The sequence below is a fragment of the Limimaricola litoreus genome (genome assembly GCF_024159025.1).
Classification (GTDB): Bacteria; Pseudomonadota; Alphaproteobacteria; order Rhodobacterales; family Rhodobacteraceae; genus Limimaricola; species Limimaricola litoreus.
This window is the reverse complement of record NZ_JAMYXC010000088.1, coordinates 1-16,059: the sequence shown is the minus strand read 5'-3', so window position 1 is coordinate 16,059 and position 16,059 is coordinate 1. Positions and strand designations below refer to the sequence as shown.

Sequence of the window (16,059 nt, the reverse complement as noted above, 5' to 3'; positions counted from 1 at the left end):
CGGCGGTCTCGCGCGCGCTCGACCGGCCCCCGCCGCGATAGTCGCGCAGCCCGTATTTCAGGTGATAGGCGATGTCGGCATGGCCGGGGCGGAAGGTCTCGGCGATGTCGCCGTAATCCTTGGAGCGCTGATCGGTGTTGCGGATCATCAGCTGGATCGGCGTGCCGGTCGATCTCTCCTCGAACACGCCCGACAGGATCTCCACCGCGTCGGGCTCGCGCCTTTGCGTGGTGTGCTTGTTCTGGCCGGGACGCCGCTTGTCGAGCCAGACCTGTAGATCCTCCTCGCGGATCTCCACCCCCGGCGGGCAGCCGTCGACCGTGGCGCCGAGCGCGGGGCCGTGGCTTTCGCCCCATGTGGTGACGCGGAACAGGTGGCCGAAGCTGTTGAGGGACATGGGCGCTCTCCTTGTGGCGGGGCCGGTGTAGCGCGGGGCGGGTGCGGGGGAAAGGGCGGGGGCTTGCGCATGGCGCGCGATGGCGTAGTGTCCGCCCCACCTCGGGGGGCCACTGGCTGAGATGCGCATCGCGCGGACCCGTTGAACCTGAACCGGATCACACCGGCGGAGGGAAGGTTTCGGGACATGCGTCCTCCTTGCTCTTCGCCCGCATCGGAGGATGACCATGCACCATCGCCTGATCGCGGGTCTCGCCCTGTCGCTCGCCGCCCTGCCGGCGGCCGCGCAGGACCGGACCCTCACCGTCTACGCCCCCGACTACTTCGCCTCCGAATGGGGCCCCGGCCCCGCGATCGCGGAGGCCTTCGAAGCGCAGTGCGACTGCTCGGTCGATTACCAGACCGGCGACCTGCTGCCCCGGCTCAAGCTCGAGGGCGCGCGCGCCGAGGCCGATGTCGCCATCGGCTTTGATTCGACCGAGATGAAGGCCGCGCGCGAGACCGGGCTCTTTGCCCCGCACGGCGTCGACACCGCCGCGCTGACCCTGCCGATCGACTGGACCGACGAGGTCTTCCTGCCCTTCGACTGGTCCTACCTTGCCTTTGTCTACGACAACGAGGCGCTGACGGATGTGCCGGAAAGCTTCGAGGCGCTGGTGGAGGCGCCCGACGATCTGAGAATCGCGATCCAGGACCCGCGCAGCTCGGTCTCCGGCCTGTCGCTGGCGCTCTGGGCCGAGGAGGTCTTCGGCGAGGAGGCGGAAACCAAGTGGGCCGATCTCGCGCCCAAGATCACCACCGTGACGCCCGGCTGGTCCGAATCCTACGGCCTCTTCACCGAGGGCGAGGTCGACATGGTGCTGAGCTACACCACGTCGCCCGCCTATCACGCGATCGCCGAAGAGGACGACACAGTGTCGGCGGCGATCTTCGAGGAGGGGCATTACATGACCATCGAGCTGGCGGCCCAACTCGAAGGGGCCGATGAGCCCGAACTTGCGGCGCAGTTCATGCAGTTCGTGGTCAGCCCCGAATTCCAGTCGCTGATTCCGACCTCGAACTGGTCCTACCCCTCGGCCCTGCCCAAGGCCGAATGGCCCGAAGGCTTCCAATCCATCGCCATGCCCGAAAAGGCGATCTGGCTGCCCGAGGCGGAGGCCGACGCACGGCGCGACGGGGCGGTCGAGGCATGGCGGCAGGGGCTGTCGCAATAACGCGCGGAATGCGGTGGCCCGGCGGCATCGCCGCCGGGCTGGTGCTGGCGCTGACGCTGGGCACGCTTGGCGCGGTGGCTTGGCGCGCGGGTTTCGCGCTGCGCCTTGGCCCCGCAGACTGGGCCGCGATCCGCTTCACGGTCTGGCAGGCCGCGCTCTCGGCGCTGGCCTCGGTCGTGCTGGCCATCCCGGTCGCCCGGGCGCTGGCGCGGCGGCGGTTTCCGGGCCGCGCGGCGCTGGTGACGCTTCTGGGCGCGCCCTTCATCCTGCCGGTGATCGTCGCGGTGATCGGGCTCATCGGCGTGTTCGGCCGCGGCGGCATTCTCAACGATGCGCTGGGCCTCGCGGGACTCGGGCCCGTTTCGGTCTATGGCTGGCACGGGGTGGTGCTGGCGCATGTGTTCTTCAACCTGCCGCTGGCGGTGCGGCTGATCCTGCAGGGCTGGCTGTCGATCCCGGCCGAGCGCTTCCGCCTTGCCGCCTCGCTCGGCGCGCCGGTGGGGCGGCTGCTGGAAGGACCGATGCTGCGCGCCGTGGCGCCGGGCGCTTTCGCGGTGATCTTCCTCATCTGCCTGACGAGCTTTGCCGTGGCGCTGACGCTGGGCGGCGGGCCGCGGGCGACGACGGTGGAGCTGGCGATCTACCAGGCGGTGCGATTCGATTTCGATCTGGGCCGCGCGGCGATGTTGGCAGTGGTGCAGTTCGCGCTCTGCGCCGCGGCGGCACTGGGCCTGCGCGCGGCGGGCGCGCCGGAGGCGCTCGGCGCGGGGCTCGACCGGGTGGTCGAGCATCATGCGCCGGGCGGGCGGGTGATCGATGCACTCGCGGTGACGCTGGCGGCGCTGTTTCTCATGACGCCCCTCGCGATGATCCTCGGGCGCGGTCTGCCGGGGCTGGCGGAGCTGCCGGGCGGGCTTTGGCCTGCGGCGGCGCGGTCGGTGGCCGTGGCGCTGGGGGCGACGGCGCTGACGCTGGTGATGGCGCTGGCTCTCGCGCTGCGGGGCGGGGCGCTGGCGCGGCTGTCGATGCTGCTGCCGCTCGCGGCCTCGGGGCTGGTGATGGGCACGGGGCTTTTCGTGCTGCTGCATCCGTTCGTCTCGCCGCGCGAGGTGGCGCTTCTGGTGACCATGCTGGTCAACGCGGTGATGGCGCTGCCTTTCGCGGCGCGGGTGATCGCGCCCGCTGTGGCGCAGGCCGAGGCTGGGCATGGCCGGTTGGCCGACAGCCTCGGGCTGCAGGGGCTGGCGCGGCTGCGCTGGTTGATCCTGCCGCGCATCCGCCGCCCGCTGGGCTTTGCCGCCGGGCTCACCGCGGCGCTGTCGATGGGCGATCTGGGCGTGATCGCATTGTTCGCGGGCGACGGGCAGGCGACGCTGCCGCTTCTCATGGTGCGGCTGATGTCGGCCTACCGGATGGAGCAGGCCGCAGGCGTGGCGCTCGTCCTGCTGGCGATCAGCCTCGCGCTGTTCTGGATCTTCGACAGGGGAGGGCGGGTCGATGCTGCGGCTTGAGGGACTGGAGATCCGGCAGGGTGACTTTGCCCTCTCGGCGGATTGGGCATTGTCCGACGGCACGATCTGCGCCGTCATGGGGCCATCCGGCGGCGGCAAGTCGACGCTGCTCGCCGCGATCGCGGGGTTTCTCGCCCCCGATGGGGGGCGTGTCTCATGGAACGGGCGCGACCTGACCGGGCTGAGCCCCGCGCAAAGGCCGATCTCGATCCTGTTTCAGGACAACAACCTGTTTCCGCACCTGACCATCGAGCGCAACCTCGCGCTGGGGATCGACCCGAAGGGGCGGCTCGACGCGGGCCGACGCGACCGGATCGCAAAGGTGCTGGAGCGTGTCGGACTGCGCGGCATGGAAGGGCGCAGGCCCGCGGCGCTTTCGGGCGGGCAGCAGAGCCGCGCGGCGCTGGCCCGCGTGCTGCTGATGGACCGGCCCTTGGTCCTCTTGGACGAGCCCTTCGCTGCGCTGGGGCCGGGGCTTCGGATGGAGATGCTCGATCTGGCGCGCACGGTGCTGGCAGGGGAGGGGCGCACGCTCCTGATGGTGAGCCACGACCCCGAGGACGCCGCACGCATCGCCAGCGACATCGTGCTGGTCGATGCAAGGCGCGCCGAGCCGCCGAAGCCCGCCGGGCCGCTGCTGGCCGATCCGCCCCTGGCGCTCAGGGCCTATCTCGGGCGCTGAAGCGCTGGCGCGTCACTGCCGGCGGCGGGATGGCCGCGACTGGGGCGCCATGCGTATTTGGAGAAAGATGAACGAGGGCAGGGCAGTGCAGTGCCATGAATGGTGCTCCATCCCATTCATCTTTCCTGAAATACGCAAATCCCGCCAGCCCCGGCGATGGCACCACCCACGAAAAAGGGGCGCCCCTTTCGGAGCGCCCCTCTCAGGATCAGGCCACGGCGATCACTCGTCGCGCGGGCCGTATTTGGCGCGGTGCCAGATCCGCTTGTTGGTGAGGTAGAGCAGCACCGCGAGCAGGCCGAGGAACAGCACGCCGGTGAAGCCGGCCTGCTTGCGGGCCATCATCTTGGGCTCGGCGGTCCACATCATGAAGGCGGTGACGTCCTTGGATTCTTCCTCGATGGTAGCCGGGTGACCGTCTTCGTAGACCACGTCGTCGCCCAAGAGCGGCGGCGGCATGGCGATCCACGAGCCGGGCGCCATGTGGTGCCCCTCTTCGTCGATGCAGCTTTCAGGAAAGCCGCCGGCACCGAAGGCGACGTTGTAGTAGCCCGGGAAATCCTCGGGCGCGCAGGCGGGCGCGTCCTTGTAGCCGGTCAGCAGCGAGGCGATGTACTCCGGCCCGCCCATACCCTTGAACAGCTGGTTCATGCCGGACCCATAGGGGCCGGAGAAGCCCGCGCGCGACTTGGCCATCAGCGACAGGTCGGGCGCTTCGGGCAGGGCGCTCTCGGGGAACTTGTCCGCCGGGGTGGCCGGGCGATAGTCGTCGATCTCCTCGTCGAAGGTCTCGAACTGCGCGGCATAGGCGCGGACCTGATCCTCGGGCAGGCCGGGGCCGCCCTCGTCATGCAGGTTGCGGTAGGAGACGTACTTCAGGCCGTGGCAGGCGGCGCAGACCTCGGTGTAGACCTGAAGGCCGCGCTGGAGTTGCATCTGGTCGAAGGCCCCGAAGGGGCCCTCGTAGGGGAAATCGTAATCCGTAATGAGCGTGTCGGACTCGGCGGCCATGGCGGTGCCGGCGAGGCCCATCGCCGCGACTGCGGCAAGCGTGACGGTTCTCAGCATGTGTCTTGCCTTTCTCACTCGGCCGGCTTGACGACGGTATGGGTGCCGCCGGTCTTGGGGTCGTAATGGGCGTTGAAGTCGTCCTCGATCGTCGCCGGCATCGGCAGCGGCTTCTCGATGACGCCCAGGAGCGGCAGGATCACGAGGAAGTAGCCGAACCAGTAGGCCGCGCCGATCAGCGAGATGTAGGGGTAGATCCCCTCGGCGGGCATCGCGCCGCCCCACATCAGCACGAAGAAGTCGACCACCAGCAGCGCGAACCACCACTTGAACATCGGGCGATACCGGCCCGAGCGCACCGAGGAGGTGTCGAGCCAGGGCGCGAGCGCGATCACCGCGATGGCGCCGAACATGGCGATCACGCCGAAGAACTTCGCGTCGATGATGCCGAAGCTGATCCAGTTGGCGAACATCACGACCCAGACGTCGGCGGTGAAGGCACGCAGGATCGCGTAGAAGGGCAGGAAGTACCATTCGGGGACGATGTGCGCGGGCGTCGCCAGCGGGTTCGCCTCGATGTAGTTGTCGGGGTGGCCGAGGTAGTTGGGCATGAAGCCGACGATGGCAAAGAAGATCATCAGCACGATCGCCAGCGCGAAGAGGTCCTTCATCACGAAGTAGGGCCAGAAGGGCAGGGTGTCGCGCTTGGCCTCTTCCTTCGAGGTGCGGCGCACCTCGACCCCGGTGGGGTTGTTGTTGCCGGTCGAGTGGAAGGCCCAGATGTGCACGATCGTCAGGCCCGCCAGGATGAAGGGCATCAGGTAGTGCAGCGAGAAGAAGCGGTTCAGCGCCGGCTGGCCCACCGCCGAGGCGCCCAGAAGCCAGGTCTGGATCGCCTCGCCCACGAAGGGGATGGCGCCGAACAGGCCGGTGATCACGGCGGTGCCGTGGAACGACATCTGGCCCCAGGGCAGCACGTAGCCCATGAAGGCGGTGCCCATCATCAGCAGGTACATCAGGATGCCGATGATCCAGGTCACCTCGCGCGGCGATTTGTAGTTGCCGTAGTAGAGGCTGCGGAAGATATGCGCATAGACCGCCACGAAGAACAGCGAGGCGCCGTTGGCGTGCAGGTAGCGCAGCATGAAGCCGCCGTTCACGTCGCGCATGATGTGTTCGACGCTGGCGAAGGCCATGTCGACATGCGGCGTGTAATGCATCACCAGCACGATGCCGGTGATGATCTGCAGCGCCAGGGTGAAGGTCAGGACGATGCCCCAGATCCACATCCAGTTGAGGTTCTTGGGCGTCGGAATCATCAGCGTGTCATAGAGCAGGCCGAGGACCGGCAGACGGTTGTTGAGCCAGCGCTCGCCGCCTGTCTTGGGTTCGTAATGATCGTGCGGAATACCGGACATCAGAGGTCTCCTCAGCCGAGCTTGATGGTCGTCTCGTCGACGAATTCGGCGACGGGGATGGGCAGGTTGCGCGGCGCGGGGCCTTTGCGGATGCGGCCCGCCGTGTCGTAGTGCGAGCCGTGGCAGGGGCAGAACCAGCCGCCGAAATCACCCTGCTCGCCCAGCGGCACGCAGCCCAGATGGGTGCAGACGCCCATCTGCACGAGCCAGGTGCCGGTCTCGTCGAGCGCGCGGTTCTCGTCGGTCGCGAGCGCGGCGCCGGCGAGGTTCTCGTTCTGCGCCACCGGGTCGGGCAGCGAGTCGACATCGACCTCGCGCGCCTCGGCGATCTCGGCCTCGGTGCGGGCGCGGATGAAGACCGGCTTGCCCTGCCACAGCACGGTCAGCTGCGTGCCCGGCTGGACGCCGGAGACATCGACCCGGATCGAGGCGAGTGCGAGCACGTCGGCCGAGGGGTTCATCTGGTTGACCAGCGGCCAGACGGCGGCGCCGGCCACGACGGCCCCCGCCCCTGCGGTGGCATAGTAGAGAAAATCGCGGCGGGTGCCCTGATGATCGTCTGCGTGTGACACGGGGGGTGATCTCCGGTATGGCTGGGGCGGCGTCGCCCGGACGGCAAAAGACCGCGGGCCGTGACCCGCTTGGCGTTTTGGCGCTGTTTAGCCATCAATCCCGCGCCCGTCCAGCGGACAATAGCGCGCAGCCGGAGGCACCTAGGACGCAGGGGCCGCCCCGACAAGGGGGCGGGCGCGCGGCCTGCGTTGCGCGAATGCGACAACGCCGAAGTGAATCGCCGTGAGCCTGGAGTTCGACTCCTCTGGACCCAGATAAGGGTGATAATGGCCCCAGCCTGCCTGCTGCCCTCCTGTCACCGTCTGCTCGAAAGCCCGTATTCGATGTTCCGCCTTGCCGCACCGCTGCTCTTTGTCCTCGTTCCCGCTCTCGGCCAGGCCGAGGTCGAGCTGAGCTTTTATGGCGGTGTTCAAAGCGCGCCGCATTCGAACGTCACGGTCGACCGCCCCGGCTCCACGAGCGACCGCGACTTCACCGCGGGCTGGGAGGGCAACTCCTTCGATGCGCCGCCGCATTACGGCCTGCGCGCCACCTGGTGGCGCGGGGACGATCTCGGCTTCGGTCTCGATTTCAACCACACCAAGGTCTATGCCGACGACGAGACTCTCGCCGACGAGGGGCTCGACACGCTGGAGTTCACCGACGGGTTGAACATCCTGACGCTGAACGCCTACCGCCGCTTTCCCGATGCCGCCTACGGGCTGACGCCCTATGTCGGCGGCGGCCTGGGCGTCGCGGTGCCGCGGGTCGAGTATGACGACGGCCAGGGCCGTACCGACGAATACCAGCTCACCGGGCCGGCGGTGGCGCTGATGGCCGGGGCGAGCTACGACGTGACCGACAGCGTCTCGGTTTTCGGCGAGTACAAGGGCACCTATTCCCAGAACGAGGCCGATCTGATCGGTGGCGGCACGCTAGAATCGGACATCGTCACCAACGCGCTCAACCTCGGCGTCAGCTTCAACTTCTGAAATCTCAGGCGGCGGGCGGCGCGGTGGCGATCATGCTGTCGCGCGCGGAGAAGCGGTCCGCCCATTGGGCGAGCTGCGGCCGTGCAGCGCGCCAGTCGCGCGCGGCGTGGCGCAGGTCGAGATAGCCCAGCGCGCAGGCCACGGCGATCTGCCCCATGTCGAGCTGCCCGCCCAGATGGCTGATCCAGCGATCCTCGATCGCGTCGAGTCCGCGCTCCACCTTGCGCCACTGCCCTTCGATCCACTTGGGCGAACGCTCGCCCTCGGCGCGCAGGCGCAGCTCCAGCACCATCGCCAGGGCCGCGTCCATGATGCCGTCTGCAGTGGCCTCGAGCGTCAGCACCTCCCAGATCCGGGCCTCGGGGTAGAGCCGCCCGCCCGCGCGCGCGTCGAGAAACCGGGTGATGACCCGGCTGTCATAAAGCGCGGGGCCGTCATCGCGCACCAGCGCCGGGATCTTGCCCAGCGGGTTGGCGTGGATCACGTCGACCGGGTCACCGAAGGGGTCGGTCGCGGCGGCGATCTCGGTGACCTCATCGGCCTGCCCGGTCTCGTGCAGCACGATGCGGACCTTGCGGGCGAAGGGCGAGGCGGGGGAGGTGAGAAGTTTCATGTGGAACGCTCCGGCTGGCTTCGCGCAGTCAAGCAGCGCCATCCGTTTCGTGCAAGGGGCGCGCCTCTGGTCCATCTTTCCCGAAAATACGCATGACGCCCCATGCCGGCCCGCGCACCGGTCATGGACCGGGGGATTTGCGTATTTGGAGAAAGATGAACCGGGAGGCGTGCTCAGGCGGTCAGCCGCGTGCCCGAGACGCCGGTGATCACGGTCTCGACGATGCGGCCCTCGGGCTGGTCCTTTGTGAAATCCACCTCGGCGAAATGCTCGGTCCGGCCCATGCGGGGGCTTTCCATCAGCACGCGGTGGCGCTGACCGACCTGCGCCGCGAGATGGGCCTGTGCCGCGGCATCGCCCGCGGCGCGCAGCCGGGCGGCGCGGGTCTTGATGTCGCGCCCGTTCACCTGCGGCATCTTCGCGGCCGGGGTGCCGGGGCGGGCCGAGTAGGGAAAGACATGCAGCCATGTCAGCCCGCAGTCCTCGACCAGCTTCAGGGAGTTCTCGAACATCGCCTCGGTCTCGGTCGGAAAGCCCGCAATGATGTCGGCGCCGAAGGTCATGTCGGGGCGCAGGCGGCGCGCCTCCTGCGCGAAGGCGATCGCGTCGTCGCGCAGATGGCGGCGCTTCATCCGCTTGAGGATCAGGTCGTCGCCATGCTGCAGCGAGAGGTGCAGATGCGGCATGAGCCGTGTCTCGGTGGCGATCGCCTGCATCAGGTTTTCGTCCACCTCGATCGAATCGATCGAGGAGATGCGCAGGCGCGGCAGGTCGGGAATGAGCTTGAGAATGCGCATCACCAGATCGCCCAAGCGCGGCGTGGCGGGCAGGTCGGCGCCCCAGCTCGTCAGATCGACGCCGGTGAGCACGACCTCTTCGTAGCCGCGATCCACCAGCCGCCTGATCTGCTCGACCACCACGCCCGCGGGGACCGAGCGCGAATTGCCGCGCCCGTAAGGGATGATGCAGAAAGTGCAGCGGTGGTCGCAGCCGTTCTGCACCTGCACATAGGCGCGGCTGCGGCTGCCGAAGCCGTCGATCAGGTGGCCGGCGGTCTCGGTGACGGACATGATGTCGTCGACCTGAACCGGTTCTGTCGCGCCGATCAGGTCGGGCGCCATGCCCTTCCAGGTTTCGGGCTGCATCTTCTCGGTGTTGCCGATCACCATGTCGACCTCGGCCATCTGCGAGAATCGCTCGGGCTCGGTCTGCGCGGCGCAGCCGGTGACGATGATCTTGGCCAGGGGATTCTCGCGCCGCAGGCGGCGGATCTCCTGTCCGGCCTTGCGCACCGCCTCGGCGGTGACGGCGCAGGTGTTGACCACCACCGCGTCCTCGACCCCCGCCCGCGCGGCGAGATCCTTCATCGCCTCGGTCTCATAGGCGTTGAGCCGACAGCCCATCGTGGCGAAGATCGGTGCTTTGCGGTCCATCAGAGCCTCCAGACCCCGTCGAAGACATGCGCGACGGGCCCGGTCATCCAGACCCCGTCCTCGCGCCAGTCGATGTGAAGCGTGCCGCCATCGAGATCGATGGTGACGGCGCGCGATGTCAGACCCCGGCGGGCGGCGGCCACGGCCACGGCGCAGCTCGACGAGCCAGAGGCCAGCGTCAGCCCCGCGCCGCGCTCCCAGACCCGCATGCGGATCCGGTCGGGGCCGGTGACCTGCGCCACCTGTACGTTGGTGCGCTCGGGGTAAAGCGGGTGATGCTCATGCGCGGGACCGAAGCGTTCGATGTCGACGGCTTCGGCATCCTCGACAAAGAAGCTGCAATGCGGGTTGCCCATGCCGGTTGCCGTGGGCGCGCCATCGATGGGAAGCGACAGCGTGTCCATCTCGCGCGCCAGTGGGATCTCGTCCCAGCGCAACTGCGGCTGACCCATGTTGACCGCCACCAGCCCGTCGCCTGCCTGCCGCGCCGCAAGTCGGCCGCGCTCGGTGGTGATGTCGAGCGCGGGCTTGCCGGTGCGCGCCATCTCCCAGGCCGCGATGCAGCGCGTAACGTTGCCGCAGGCCGCCGAGGTCGAGCCGTCGGCGTTCCAGAAGACGAGGTGCAGATCGGCTCCGTCGCCCGGCCCGGCGCCGGCATGGATCACCGCCAGCTGATCGAAGCCGACGCCGCGATGCCGGTCGGCGATGGCGCGGGCGAGATCGGGCGTCACGGCGGCCACGGGGGCGCGCGCGTCGATCACGACGAAGTCGTTGCCAAGCCCGTGCATCTTCATGAACGGCAGGCCGGGAGGGGTGTTCTGCTGCATGGCGGGGCCAATAGCAAAGCCCGTGAAGTTTATCCAGAAAAAGCGTAAATTTGCGGTTGACCCCCCCCGCCGCTAACCGTAGATAGCCGCCCAGTGGGCCGTTAGCTCAGTTGGTAGAGCAACTGACTTTTAATCAGTGGGTCGCAGGTTCGAATCCTGCACGGCTCACCACTGATCACTCCAGGATCATCGATCGCGGACGGGGCGGGAGCGCATGCCTTCCCCAGCCGCGGCATGACACCGCCAGCCGTTTCCGGGCGGCGGTGCCGCGTCATGGCGCAAGCCTGATGCAAGGGCGCAAAGGCGGGATCTAGGCGTTCGGAAAGCGCAGGCGCACCACCGTCCCGCCGGGGCCGCTGTCGATCACCGGATCGCCGCCGAGCTGGGTGGCGAAGGCCCGGACCAGCTTCTGCCCGATGCCGCTGTCGCTGCGGGGGCGCGGGTCGAGCCCCTGGCCATCGTCGCGCACCTCGAGCCGCAGCCCTCCGGGCGTGTCGTGATCGAGCGTCACCGTCACCGTGCCCGACACATTCTCGGCAAAGGCGTATTTCAGGCTGTTGGTGACGAGTTCGTTGACGATGAGGCCCAATGGCACCGCGATCCGCGTCGACAGCCGCATCGGCGTGATCCGGGCCTCGATGCGGATGTCCTCGCGGCCGATCGATGCGGCGAGCCCTTCGGTGATCTGGACGAGGTAATCGCGCGAGCAGACGGTATCGATCGAACCGGAGGCGTTCAGCCTGCGATAGAGATTGGCAACGGCCTGCACTCGCGCATGGATGCGCCGCAGCGCCTGGCGCCCCTCGCCCTCCTCGCGGACGCGCGATTCCATCGCGATGATCGAGGAGATGGTGCCGAGACTGTTCATCACGCGGTGGTTGAGCTCCGCCAGCAGGTGCTGCGCCTCGGCCAGCGCCGCTTCGCGCTCGACCTCGATCTGCTTGGTCGCGGTGATGTCGCGAAACTGGATGGCAAAGCGGCCGTATGGTTCGATCGGGGCGGCGTAGACATCGAAATGCCGGCCCATGGCCTCGGAGGACTGCTGGAACCGCTGCGGCTGCCCCTCGAGGGCGATCCGCCCGTATGTCTCGATCCAGACAGGTTCGAGATCCGGCACCATTTCGAGCGCGGTGCGCCCGCGCGCGCCGTGCAGCCCGGTCATTTCCTCGAACTGCGGGTTCATCTGGAGGAATCGATAGTCGACCGGTCGTCCGGCGGCATCGGTGATGATCTCGCAAATGCAAAAGCCGTCATCCAGAAAGCCGATGAAAGTATCGACCTCCCGCGGCGTCAGGTGCAGCGGCATCTTGGTCAAGCCTGCATCTCCCTCGTCCCCGCGCCACGTTCCCCAACGTGACCTGTGGATAACAGGCTAAGGTAGAATCGCCGTCCTGCGAAGCCCGGATTGGCGCGATGCGCGACATGTCCGATCCCGTACCCCGCGTCCGGGAAAGGGTCAGCTGCGCCGCAGCGTGTCGCCCCGCGCGATCAGCGGAGTCAGCTCGACCCGCTCGCCGCCGCCCTCGGAGGGGTTGGCGCAGCGCGCGGCGATGATGCGCGCCGCCTCGCGGCCGATCTCCCGGCGGCAGGCATCCATCGTGGCAAGCTGACAGGGCAGCCCGTCGAGAAGCTCGACCCCGTTGAACCCGGCGATCCCGATCTGGCCCGGGATGTCGATTCCCCGCTCGAGCAGCTGCAACAGGCCGCCCGCGCCGATCATGTCGTTGGAATAGTAGAGGAAGTCGAGATCGGGCGTGCGCGACAGGATCGCCTCGGTCATCTCGCGCCCCTTCTTGAGCGCCGAGCCGCCCGAGTAGAACTCCTGGTCCGCGATCTCGACACCGGCGCGAGCGAGATGGCGGGTGAAGCCCTCGAAGCGTTTGCGCGCCCGGTGGTCGGCGGGCATCTTGGTGCCGAGAAAGCCGATCCGGCGGTAGCCCTCGCGCAGGATCGCCTCGGCCATCTCGCGGCCGGCCCGGCGGTGGCTGATGCCGACGCAGGCGTCGATCGGCGCGCCGTCGCTGTCCATGATCTCGACCACCGGGATCTCGGCGCGCATCAGCATCGCCCGGCTCGCCTCGTTGTGCTCGAGCCCGGCGATGATCACCCCCGAGGGGCGCCACGACAGCATCTCGAACAGCACCCGTTCCTCGGTGTCGGGCAGGTAGTCGGTCACGCCGAACACCGGCTGCAGGCCGGTGCCCGCCAGCGTTTCCGAAATGCCCGAGAGCACCTCTGGAAAGACCATGTTGCCCAGGGAGGGGATGATCACCGCCACCAGGTTCACCCGGCTCGACGCCAGCGAGCCCGCGATGCGGTTGGGCACGTAGCCGAGCTTCTTGGCCGCGGCGCGCACCTTGGCGCGCGTGGCCTCGCTCACGTCGCCCTTGTTGCGCAGCACGCGGCTCACGGTCATCTCGCTGACCCCCGAGGCCTCGGAGACGTCGCGCAGGGTCAGGGGGCGGCGGGGGGGTATGGTCATGGGTGGTGTCCGCGAGTTCCGAGCATTCCCGAGCTATAGGCTGCACCGCGCGGCTTGTCCAAGCGGCGTTGACGCACCGGGCAAAGCGGGGCATGGAGAGGGGACGCGGCTCCGTGGCTCAACTGGATAGAGCAGCCCCCTCCTAAGGGGCAGGTTGCAGGTTCGAATCCTGCCGGGGTCGCCATTTCCCATGACAGAAACGCCGATTTGCGGCATTGTTTCTGTGCGAGTTCGCACGGAACAATGTCACGTACTGGTGTTTGCGGTTGTGTGCCACTAGCACCTAGATCGGATCCGGCCCCCGATGGGCCTGTCCTGTTGGGGCCGCGAAACCCATGACGCGACCCGCCGGTTGAAGAAGGTGCCGATGAAGGTCGAGGAAAAAGGTACGAGAGGCGAGGGCAACCAGCTGCTGGCGCGCATACCGGCGGATCTGGCGGATCTCATGCTTGCCCATCTCGAACCCGTTGACCTGCCGCAGGGGTTGGTCATCGAACAGCCGGGCGAGTTGATCGAGTATGTCTACTTCCCGACCGGCGGCGTGATATCGATCGTCGCGATGACGCCCGAGGGCGATGCCCAGATCGAGGCCGGGCTGGTCGGGCGTGAGGGCATGTCGGGCAGCATGGTGGCGCTCGGCACCGATCGTTCGCCGCACCAGACCACCGTGCAGATCGGCGGCAGCGGCCATCGCATGGCGGTGTCGCGCCTGCGCGAGATGATGGACAACGAGGCGCTGCACGAGCGGCTGCTGCACTACTGCCACGCGCTGTCGGTGCAGACGGCGCATACCGCGCTCGCCAATGCCAAGCTGAAGCTCGACGCCCGCCTCGCGCGCTGGCTGCTGATGTGCCACGACCGGCTCGGCAGCGACGAGGTGCCGCTGACGCATGATTTCCTCTCCGTGATGCTGGGCGTGCGCCGGGCCGGGGTCACCGTTTCGCTGCATATCCTCGAGGGGCAGGGGCTGGTGCGCGCCACGCGCGGGCTGATCCGCATCAACGACCGCGCGGGGCTCGAGCGGATGGTGGGCGGCTGCTACGGCGTGCCCGAGGCGGAATATGCGCGTCTCCTGGCGGAGTGAGCCGGGCTCACTGCATCCGGATCACGGATTTGTCGATCGACAGCACATAGCCGCGCTTGGCGATGTTCTTGACCAGAAGCTCGCTGACCAGCTGGTTGCCCAGGCTGTCGCGCAGCCGCTTGATCCGTGTGGCCCCCGCCGCTTCGTCGCAATCGGCGGCCGATCGGCCCGAGATCACCGCCTCGATCTGCGAGCCCGACAGCACCTCGTCATCCATCCGCGCCTCGGCCAGCACCGACAGCGTCTCGATCGCCGCCGGCGTCAGCTTGAACTCGAAGTCGTTGAGGTGGACCGCGTTCTGGTCGCGCGCGATGACGAGGCTGTTGACCTCGATCCCCTTGCGCTCGATCCGGCCCATGCGACGGTTGAGCTGCACCAGCATCAAGAGGAACGCCACTGCCGCCACCAGCATGGCGAGCGCGAAGGTCAGCAGCACGAAGATCACGAAGCGGTAGGAGGTCAGCGTCTCGGAAAAGGCGGTGCCCGATTGCGCGAGGATCTCCAGAAGCTTGATCTCGGCCTGCGCGGTCAGATCGTCGTTCTCGACGAAGAGCTGCTCGACCCGGGCGTTGAAGGCATTGGCATCGGGCAGGTTGACGAAGAGCAGGATCGCCGCGCCGACCAGCAAAAGCGCGATCGCGGCGAGCCCCGCGGTCACGATCCTGTTGCCGGCCTGTCTCGCTTCAGTAGCGGAGGTAGTAATCGCCTGCACTGTCCCGCCTTTTCTCCAGTCCCTCGTCGCCGAACAGGCTCACGATGGACAAAAGCACCCAGTCATCCGAGCCCAGCCGCGGGCGCAGCTCGTCCGCGGCGGCTTCGGGTTGGTCGCATGGCGCGGAGATTTCGGCAACGCCGTAATGCAGCCTGAGCGGATCGTCGCGCTTGGCCTTGTAGTCGGCGTAACAGGCCGCCTGCGCCGAAGCGGCACCGGCGATGAGGAGGCAAAGGGAGAGTGCGAGGGTTTTCATGGGGTCACCATGCGGTCCGGGCGGGCGCTATTCAATAACGCAGCCCCGGAGACGCCGCGTTATTGCCTGTCTCGCGCTTTGCCCCAACTTTGCCCCCAAGACCTGCCTCCCCCGGCCCCGCACCATCGGCCGGCCGCAGGGTATCCGCTCCGCCGGGAGCCGAAAATACGGAGACCGACATGGCACGACGCCTCATCGCCGCGACCCTTTCATTGTCGCTCGGACTGTCCGGGCTGGCGCCCGCCCCGGCGTTGGCGCAGCAGGACAACCAGAACATGGGTCGGCTGATCGGTGGGCTGGTGGCACTGGGCGTCATCGGCGCCGCCGCCAAGCAGGAGCGCGACAAGAAGAAGGCGCGCGAGGCGGAAGACCGCGAAAAGGCCGAAGCGCAAGCGCGCAAGGAAGCCCGCAAGGCGCGCCGGAAAGCCGAGCGCAAGGCCGAGAAGCGGGCCGAGAAGGCGCAGGCCGAAGCCGAGAAGGCCGCCGAGAAGGCAAAGGAGGCGCGCGACCGCGAGCGCGATGCGCGCAAGCGTGCGGCCCTCGGGGCACTTGGCGCGGTGCTCGGCGGCAGCGGCGGTGCGGCGGGGCTCGACGTGATCAGCCGCGAACTCGGGCGCGAGCTCGGGATCGACCTCGGCGCGGTGCTCGGCTCCTCCGCCCAGACCGACACCCAGGCAGAGGATGAGGCACGGGCCGAAGCGCAGGCCAGGGCCGAAGCGCAAGCACGGGCCGAGGCCGAAGCCCAGGCCAGAGCCGAAGCCGAAGCCCGGGCCCGGCGCGACACCGAAGCGCGCCGCGCCGAGATCATCCGCCAGGCCGAGCAGGACCGTCTCGCCCAGATCGCACGCGAGACCGAGGCCCAGCGCCGCGCCGAGGCCC

Annotated in this window: 17 protein-coding genes, 2 tRNA genes and 1 riboswitch; of the genes, 8 read left to right on the top strand and 11 right to left on the bottom strand. The window is 68.2% G+C overall.

What is annotated here, in order from left to right; translation table 11 throughout:
- Positions 1-397 (bottom strand): chorismate synthase (locus tag NHG85_RS06255; protein WP_253330814.1); only part of this gene is annotated, 397 nt, incomplete at its 3' end.
- 92 nt (positions 398-489) lie between these two features.
- Positions 490-588: riboswitch (TPP riboswitch) on the top strand.
- 35 nt (positions 589-623) lie between these two features.
- Between NHG85_RS06255 and NHG85_RS06250 the strand changes: the two genes are divergently transcribed.
- Genes NHG85_RS06250 through NHG85_RS06240 form a run of 3 tightly spaced genes read left to right on the top strand, consistent with a single transcriptional unit; the run spans position 624 to position 3,803 of the window.
- Positions 624-1,610: a thiamine ABC transporter substrate-binding protein gene (locus tag NHG85_RS06250; RefSeq protein ID WP_253330812.1), complete on the top strand. Its 987-nt coding sequence runs from the start codon at positions 624-626 to the stop codon at positions 1,608-1,610.
- 8 nt (positions 1,611-1,618) lie between these two features.
- The gene (locus NHG85_RS06245) at positions 1,619-3,121 is read left to right on the top strand and encodes a thiamine/thiamine pyrophosphate ABC transporter permease ThiP (RefSeq protein ID WP_253330810.1); all 1,503 of its coding nucleotides are present in this window, start codon (positions 1,619-1,621) and stop codon (positions 3,119-3,121) included.
- Positions 3,108-3,803 carry a thiamine ABC transporter ATP-binding protein gene (locus NHG85_RS06240; protein ID WP_253330808.1) on the top strand — a complete coding sequence of 232 codons (696 nt, stop codon included), beginning with the start codon at positions 3,108-3,110 and terminating at the stop codon, positions 3,801-3,803. The genes NHG85_RS06245 and NHG85_RS06240 overlap by 14 nt, the downstream gene beginning before the upstream one ends.
- Before the next feature lie 222 nt (positions 3,804-4,025).
- Here NHG85_RS06240 and NHG85_RS06235 read toward each other — a convergent pair whose 3' ends face one another.
- Genes NHG85_RS06235 through petA form a run of 3 tightly spaced genes read right to left on the bottom strand, consistent with a single transcriptional unit; the run spans position 4,026 to position 6,801 of the window.
- A complete protein-coding gene (locus NHG85_RS06235; protein ID WP_253330807.1) occupies positions 4,026-4,871 on the bottom strand; it encodes a cytochrome c1 in 846 nt (281 codons plus the stop codon).
- A 14-nt stretch (positions 4,872-4,885) separates the two neighbouring features.
- On the bottom strand, positions 4,886-6,229 hold the full coding sequence (locus NHG85_RS06230) for a cytochrome b (protein ID WP_253330806.1): 1,344 nt from the start codon (positions 6,227-6,229) through the stop codon (positions 4,886-4,888).
- Between the two features lie 11 nt (positions 6,230-6,240).
- The gene (petA, locus tag NHG85_RS06225) at positions 6,241-6,801 is read right to left on the bottom strand and encodes a ubiquinol-cytochrome c reductase iron-sulfur subunit (protein WP_253330804.1); all 561 of its coding nucleotides are present in this window, start codon (positions 6,799-6,801) and stop codon (positions 6,241-6,243) included.
- A gap of 324 nt (positions 6,802-7,125) precedes the next feature.
- On the opposite strand from petA, the gene NHG85_RS06220 reads away from it, so the two are divergent.
- Positions 7,126-7,773 (top strand): outer membrane protein, encoded by a 648-nt coding sequence (locus NHG85_RS06220; protein ID WP_253330819.1) that lies wholly within the window; start codon positions 7,126-7,128, stop codon positions 7,771-7,773.
- 4 nt (positions 7,774-7,777) lie between these two features.
- Here the strand turns inward: NHG85_RS06220 and NHG85_RS06215 are convergent, their stop codons facing one another.
- The 3 genes from NHG85_RS06215 to dapF form a co-directional block, all read right to left on the bottom strand.
- Complete coding sequence (locus NHG85_RS06215) at positions 7,778-8,386, bottom strand: glutathione S-transferase (RefSeq protein WP_253330803.1); 609 nt, start codon at positions 8,384-8,386, stop codon at positions 7,778-7,780.
- Between the two features lie 173 nt (positions 8,387-8,559).
- Positions 8,560-9,819: a tRNA (N(6)-L-threonylcarbamoyladenosine(37)-C(2))-methylthiotransferase MtaB gene (gene mtaB, locus NHG85_RS06210; protein WP_253330801.1), complete on the bottom strand. Its 1,260-nt coding sequence runs from the start codon at positions 9,817-9,819 to the stop codon at positions 8,560-8,562.
- Positions 9,819-10,646: a diaminopimelate epimerase gene (gene dapF / locus NHG85_RS06205; protein WP_253330800.1), complete on the bottom strand. Its 828-nt coding sequence runs from the start codon at positions 10,644-10,646 to the stop codon at positions 9,819-9,821. Before dapF ends, mtaB begins: the two co-directional genes overlap by 1 nt.
- Positions 10,647-10,741: 95 nt before the next feature.
- Here dapF and NHG85_RS06200 point away from each other — a divergent pair.
- Positions 10,742-10,817 (top strand) — tRNA-Lys (locus NHG85_RS06200).
- 139 nt (positions 10,818-10,956) lie between these two features.
- On the opposite strand, the gene NHG85_RS06195 is transcribed toward NHG85_RS06200, so the two are convergent.
- Positions 10,957-11,952: a sensor histidine kinase gene (locus tag NHG85_RS06195; protein WP_253330817.1), complete on the bottom strand. Its 996-nt coding sequence runs from the start codon at positions 11,950-11,952 to the stop codon at positions 10,957-10,959.
- Positions 11,953-12,102: 150 nt separating this feature from the next.
- Complete coding sequence (locus tag NHG85_RS06190; RefSeq protein ID WP_253330798.1) at positions 12,103-13,128, bottom strand: LacI family DNA-binding transcriptional regulator; 1,026 nt, start codon at positions 13,126-13,128, stop codon at positions 12,103-12,105.
- Positions 13,129-13,235: 107 nt separating this feature from the next.
- On the opposite strand from NHG85_RS06190, the gene NHG85_RS06185 reads away from it, so the two are divergent.
- Together NHG85_RS06185 and NHG85_RS06180 are read left to right on the top strand one after the other, a co-directional pair.
- Positions 13,236-13,312, top strand: a tRNA-Arg gene (locus NHG85_RS06185).
- Positions 13,313-13,432: 120 nt separating this feature from the next.
- Positions 13,433-14,212, top strand: coding sequence for a Crp/Fnr family transcriptional regulator (locus tag NHG85_RS06180; RefSeq protein WP_253330797.1), 780 nt, complete (start codon positions 13,433-13,435; stop codon positions 14,210-14,212).
- 7 nt (positions 14,213-14,219) lie between these two features.
- Here the strand turns inward: NHG85_RS06180 and NHG85_RS06175 are convergent, their stop codons facing one another.
- Positions 14,220-14,870 carry a winged helix-turn-helix domain-containing protein gene (locus NHG85_RS06175; protein WP_253330796.1) on the bottom strand — a complete coding sequence of 217 codons (651 nt, stop codon included), beginning with the start codon at positions 14,868-14,870 and terminating at the stop codon, positions 14,220-14,222.
- A gap of 25 nt (positions 14,871-14,895) precedes the next feature.
- Positions 14,896-15,180, bottom strand: coding sequence for a hypothetical protein (locus NHG85_RS06170; RefSeq protein ID WP_253330794.1), 285 nt, complete (start codon positions 15,178-15,180; stop codon positions 14,896-14,898).
- Positions 15,181-15,359: 179 nt separating this feature from the next.
- Between NHG85_RS06170 and NHG85_RS06165 the strand changes: the two genes are divergently transcribed.
- Positions 15,360-16,059 (top strand): hypothetical protein (locus NHG85_RS06165; protein ID WP_253330792.1); only part of this gene is annotated, 700 nt, incomplete at its 3' end.

Excerpts from the sequence above, each read along its gene's own strand:
- NHG85_RS06250 (WP_253330812.1), top strand. The coding sequence starts at position 624 with ATGCACCATCGCCTGATCGCGGGTCTCGCCCTGTCGCTCGCCGCCCTG.
- NHG85_RS06245 (WP_253330810.1), top strand. The coding sequence starts at position 1,619 with ATGCGGTGGCCCGGCGGCATCGCCGCCGGGCTGGTGCTGGCGCTGACG.
- NHG85_RS06240 (WP_253330808.1), top strand. The coding sequence starts at position 3,108 with ATGCTGCGGCTTGAGGGACTGGAGATCCGGCAGGGTGACTTTGCCCTC.
- NHG85_RS06235 (WP_253330807.1), bottom strand. The coding sequence starts at position 4,871 with ATGCTGAGAACCGTCACGCTTGCCGCAGTCGCGGCGATGGGCCTCGCC.
- NHG85_RS06230 (WP_253330806.1), bottom strand. The coding sequence starts at position 6,229 with ATGTCCGGTATTCCGCACGATCATTACGAACCCAAGACAGGCGGCGAG.
- NHG85_RS06220 (WP_253330819.1), top strand. The coding sequence starts at position 7,126 with ATGTTCCGCCTTGCCGCACCGCTGCTCTTTGTCCTCGTTCCCGCTCTC.
- NHG85_RS06215 (WP_253330803.1), bottom strand. The coding sequence starts at position 8,386 with ATGAAACTTCTCACCTCCCCCGCCTCGCCCTTCGCCCGCAAGGTCCGC.
- mtaB (WP_253330801.1), bottom strand. The coding sequence starts at position 9,819 with ATGGACCGCAAAGCACCGATCTTCGCCACGATGGGCTGTCGGCTCAAC.
- dapF (WP_253330800.1), bottom strand. The coding sequence starts at position 10,646 with ATGCAGCAGAACACCCCTCCCGGCCTGCCGTTCATGAAGATGCACGGG.
- NHG85_RS06195 (WP_253330817.1), bottom strand. The coding sequence starts at position 11,952 with ATGCCGCTGCACCTGACGCCGCGGGAGGTCGATACTTTCATCGGCTTT.
- NHG85_RS06190 (WP_253330798.1), bottom strand. The coding sequence starts at position 13,128 with ATGACCATACCCCCCCGCCGCCCCCTGACCCTGCGCGACGTCTCCGAG.
- NHG85_RS06180 (WP_253330797.1), top strand. The coding sequence starts at position 13,433 with ATGGGCCTGTCCTGTTGGGGCCGCGAAACCCATGACGCGACCCGCCGG.
- NHG85_RS06170 (WP_253330794.1), bottom strand. The coding sequence starts at position 15,180 with ATGAAAACCCTCGCACTCTCCCTTTGCCTCCTCATCGCCGGTGCCGCT.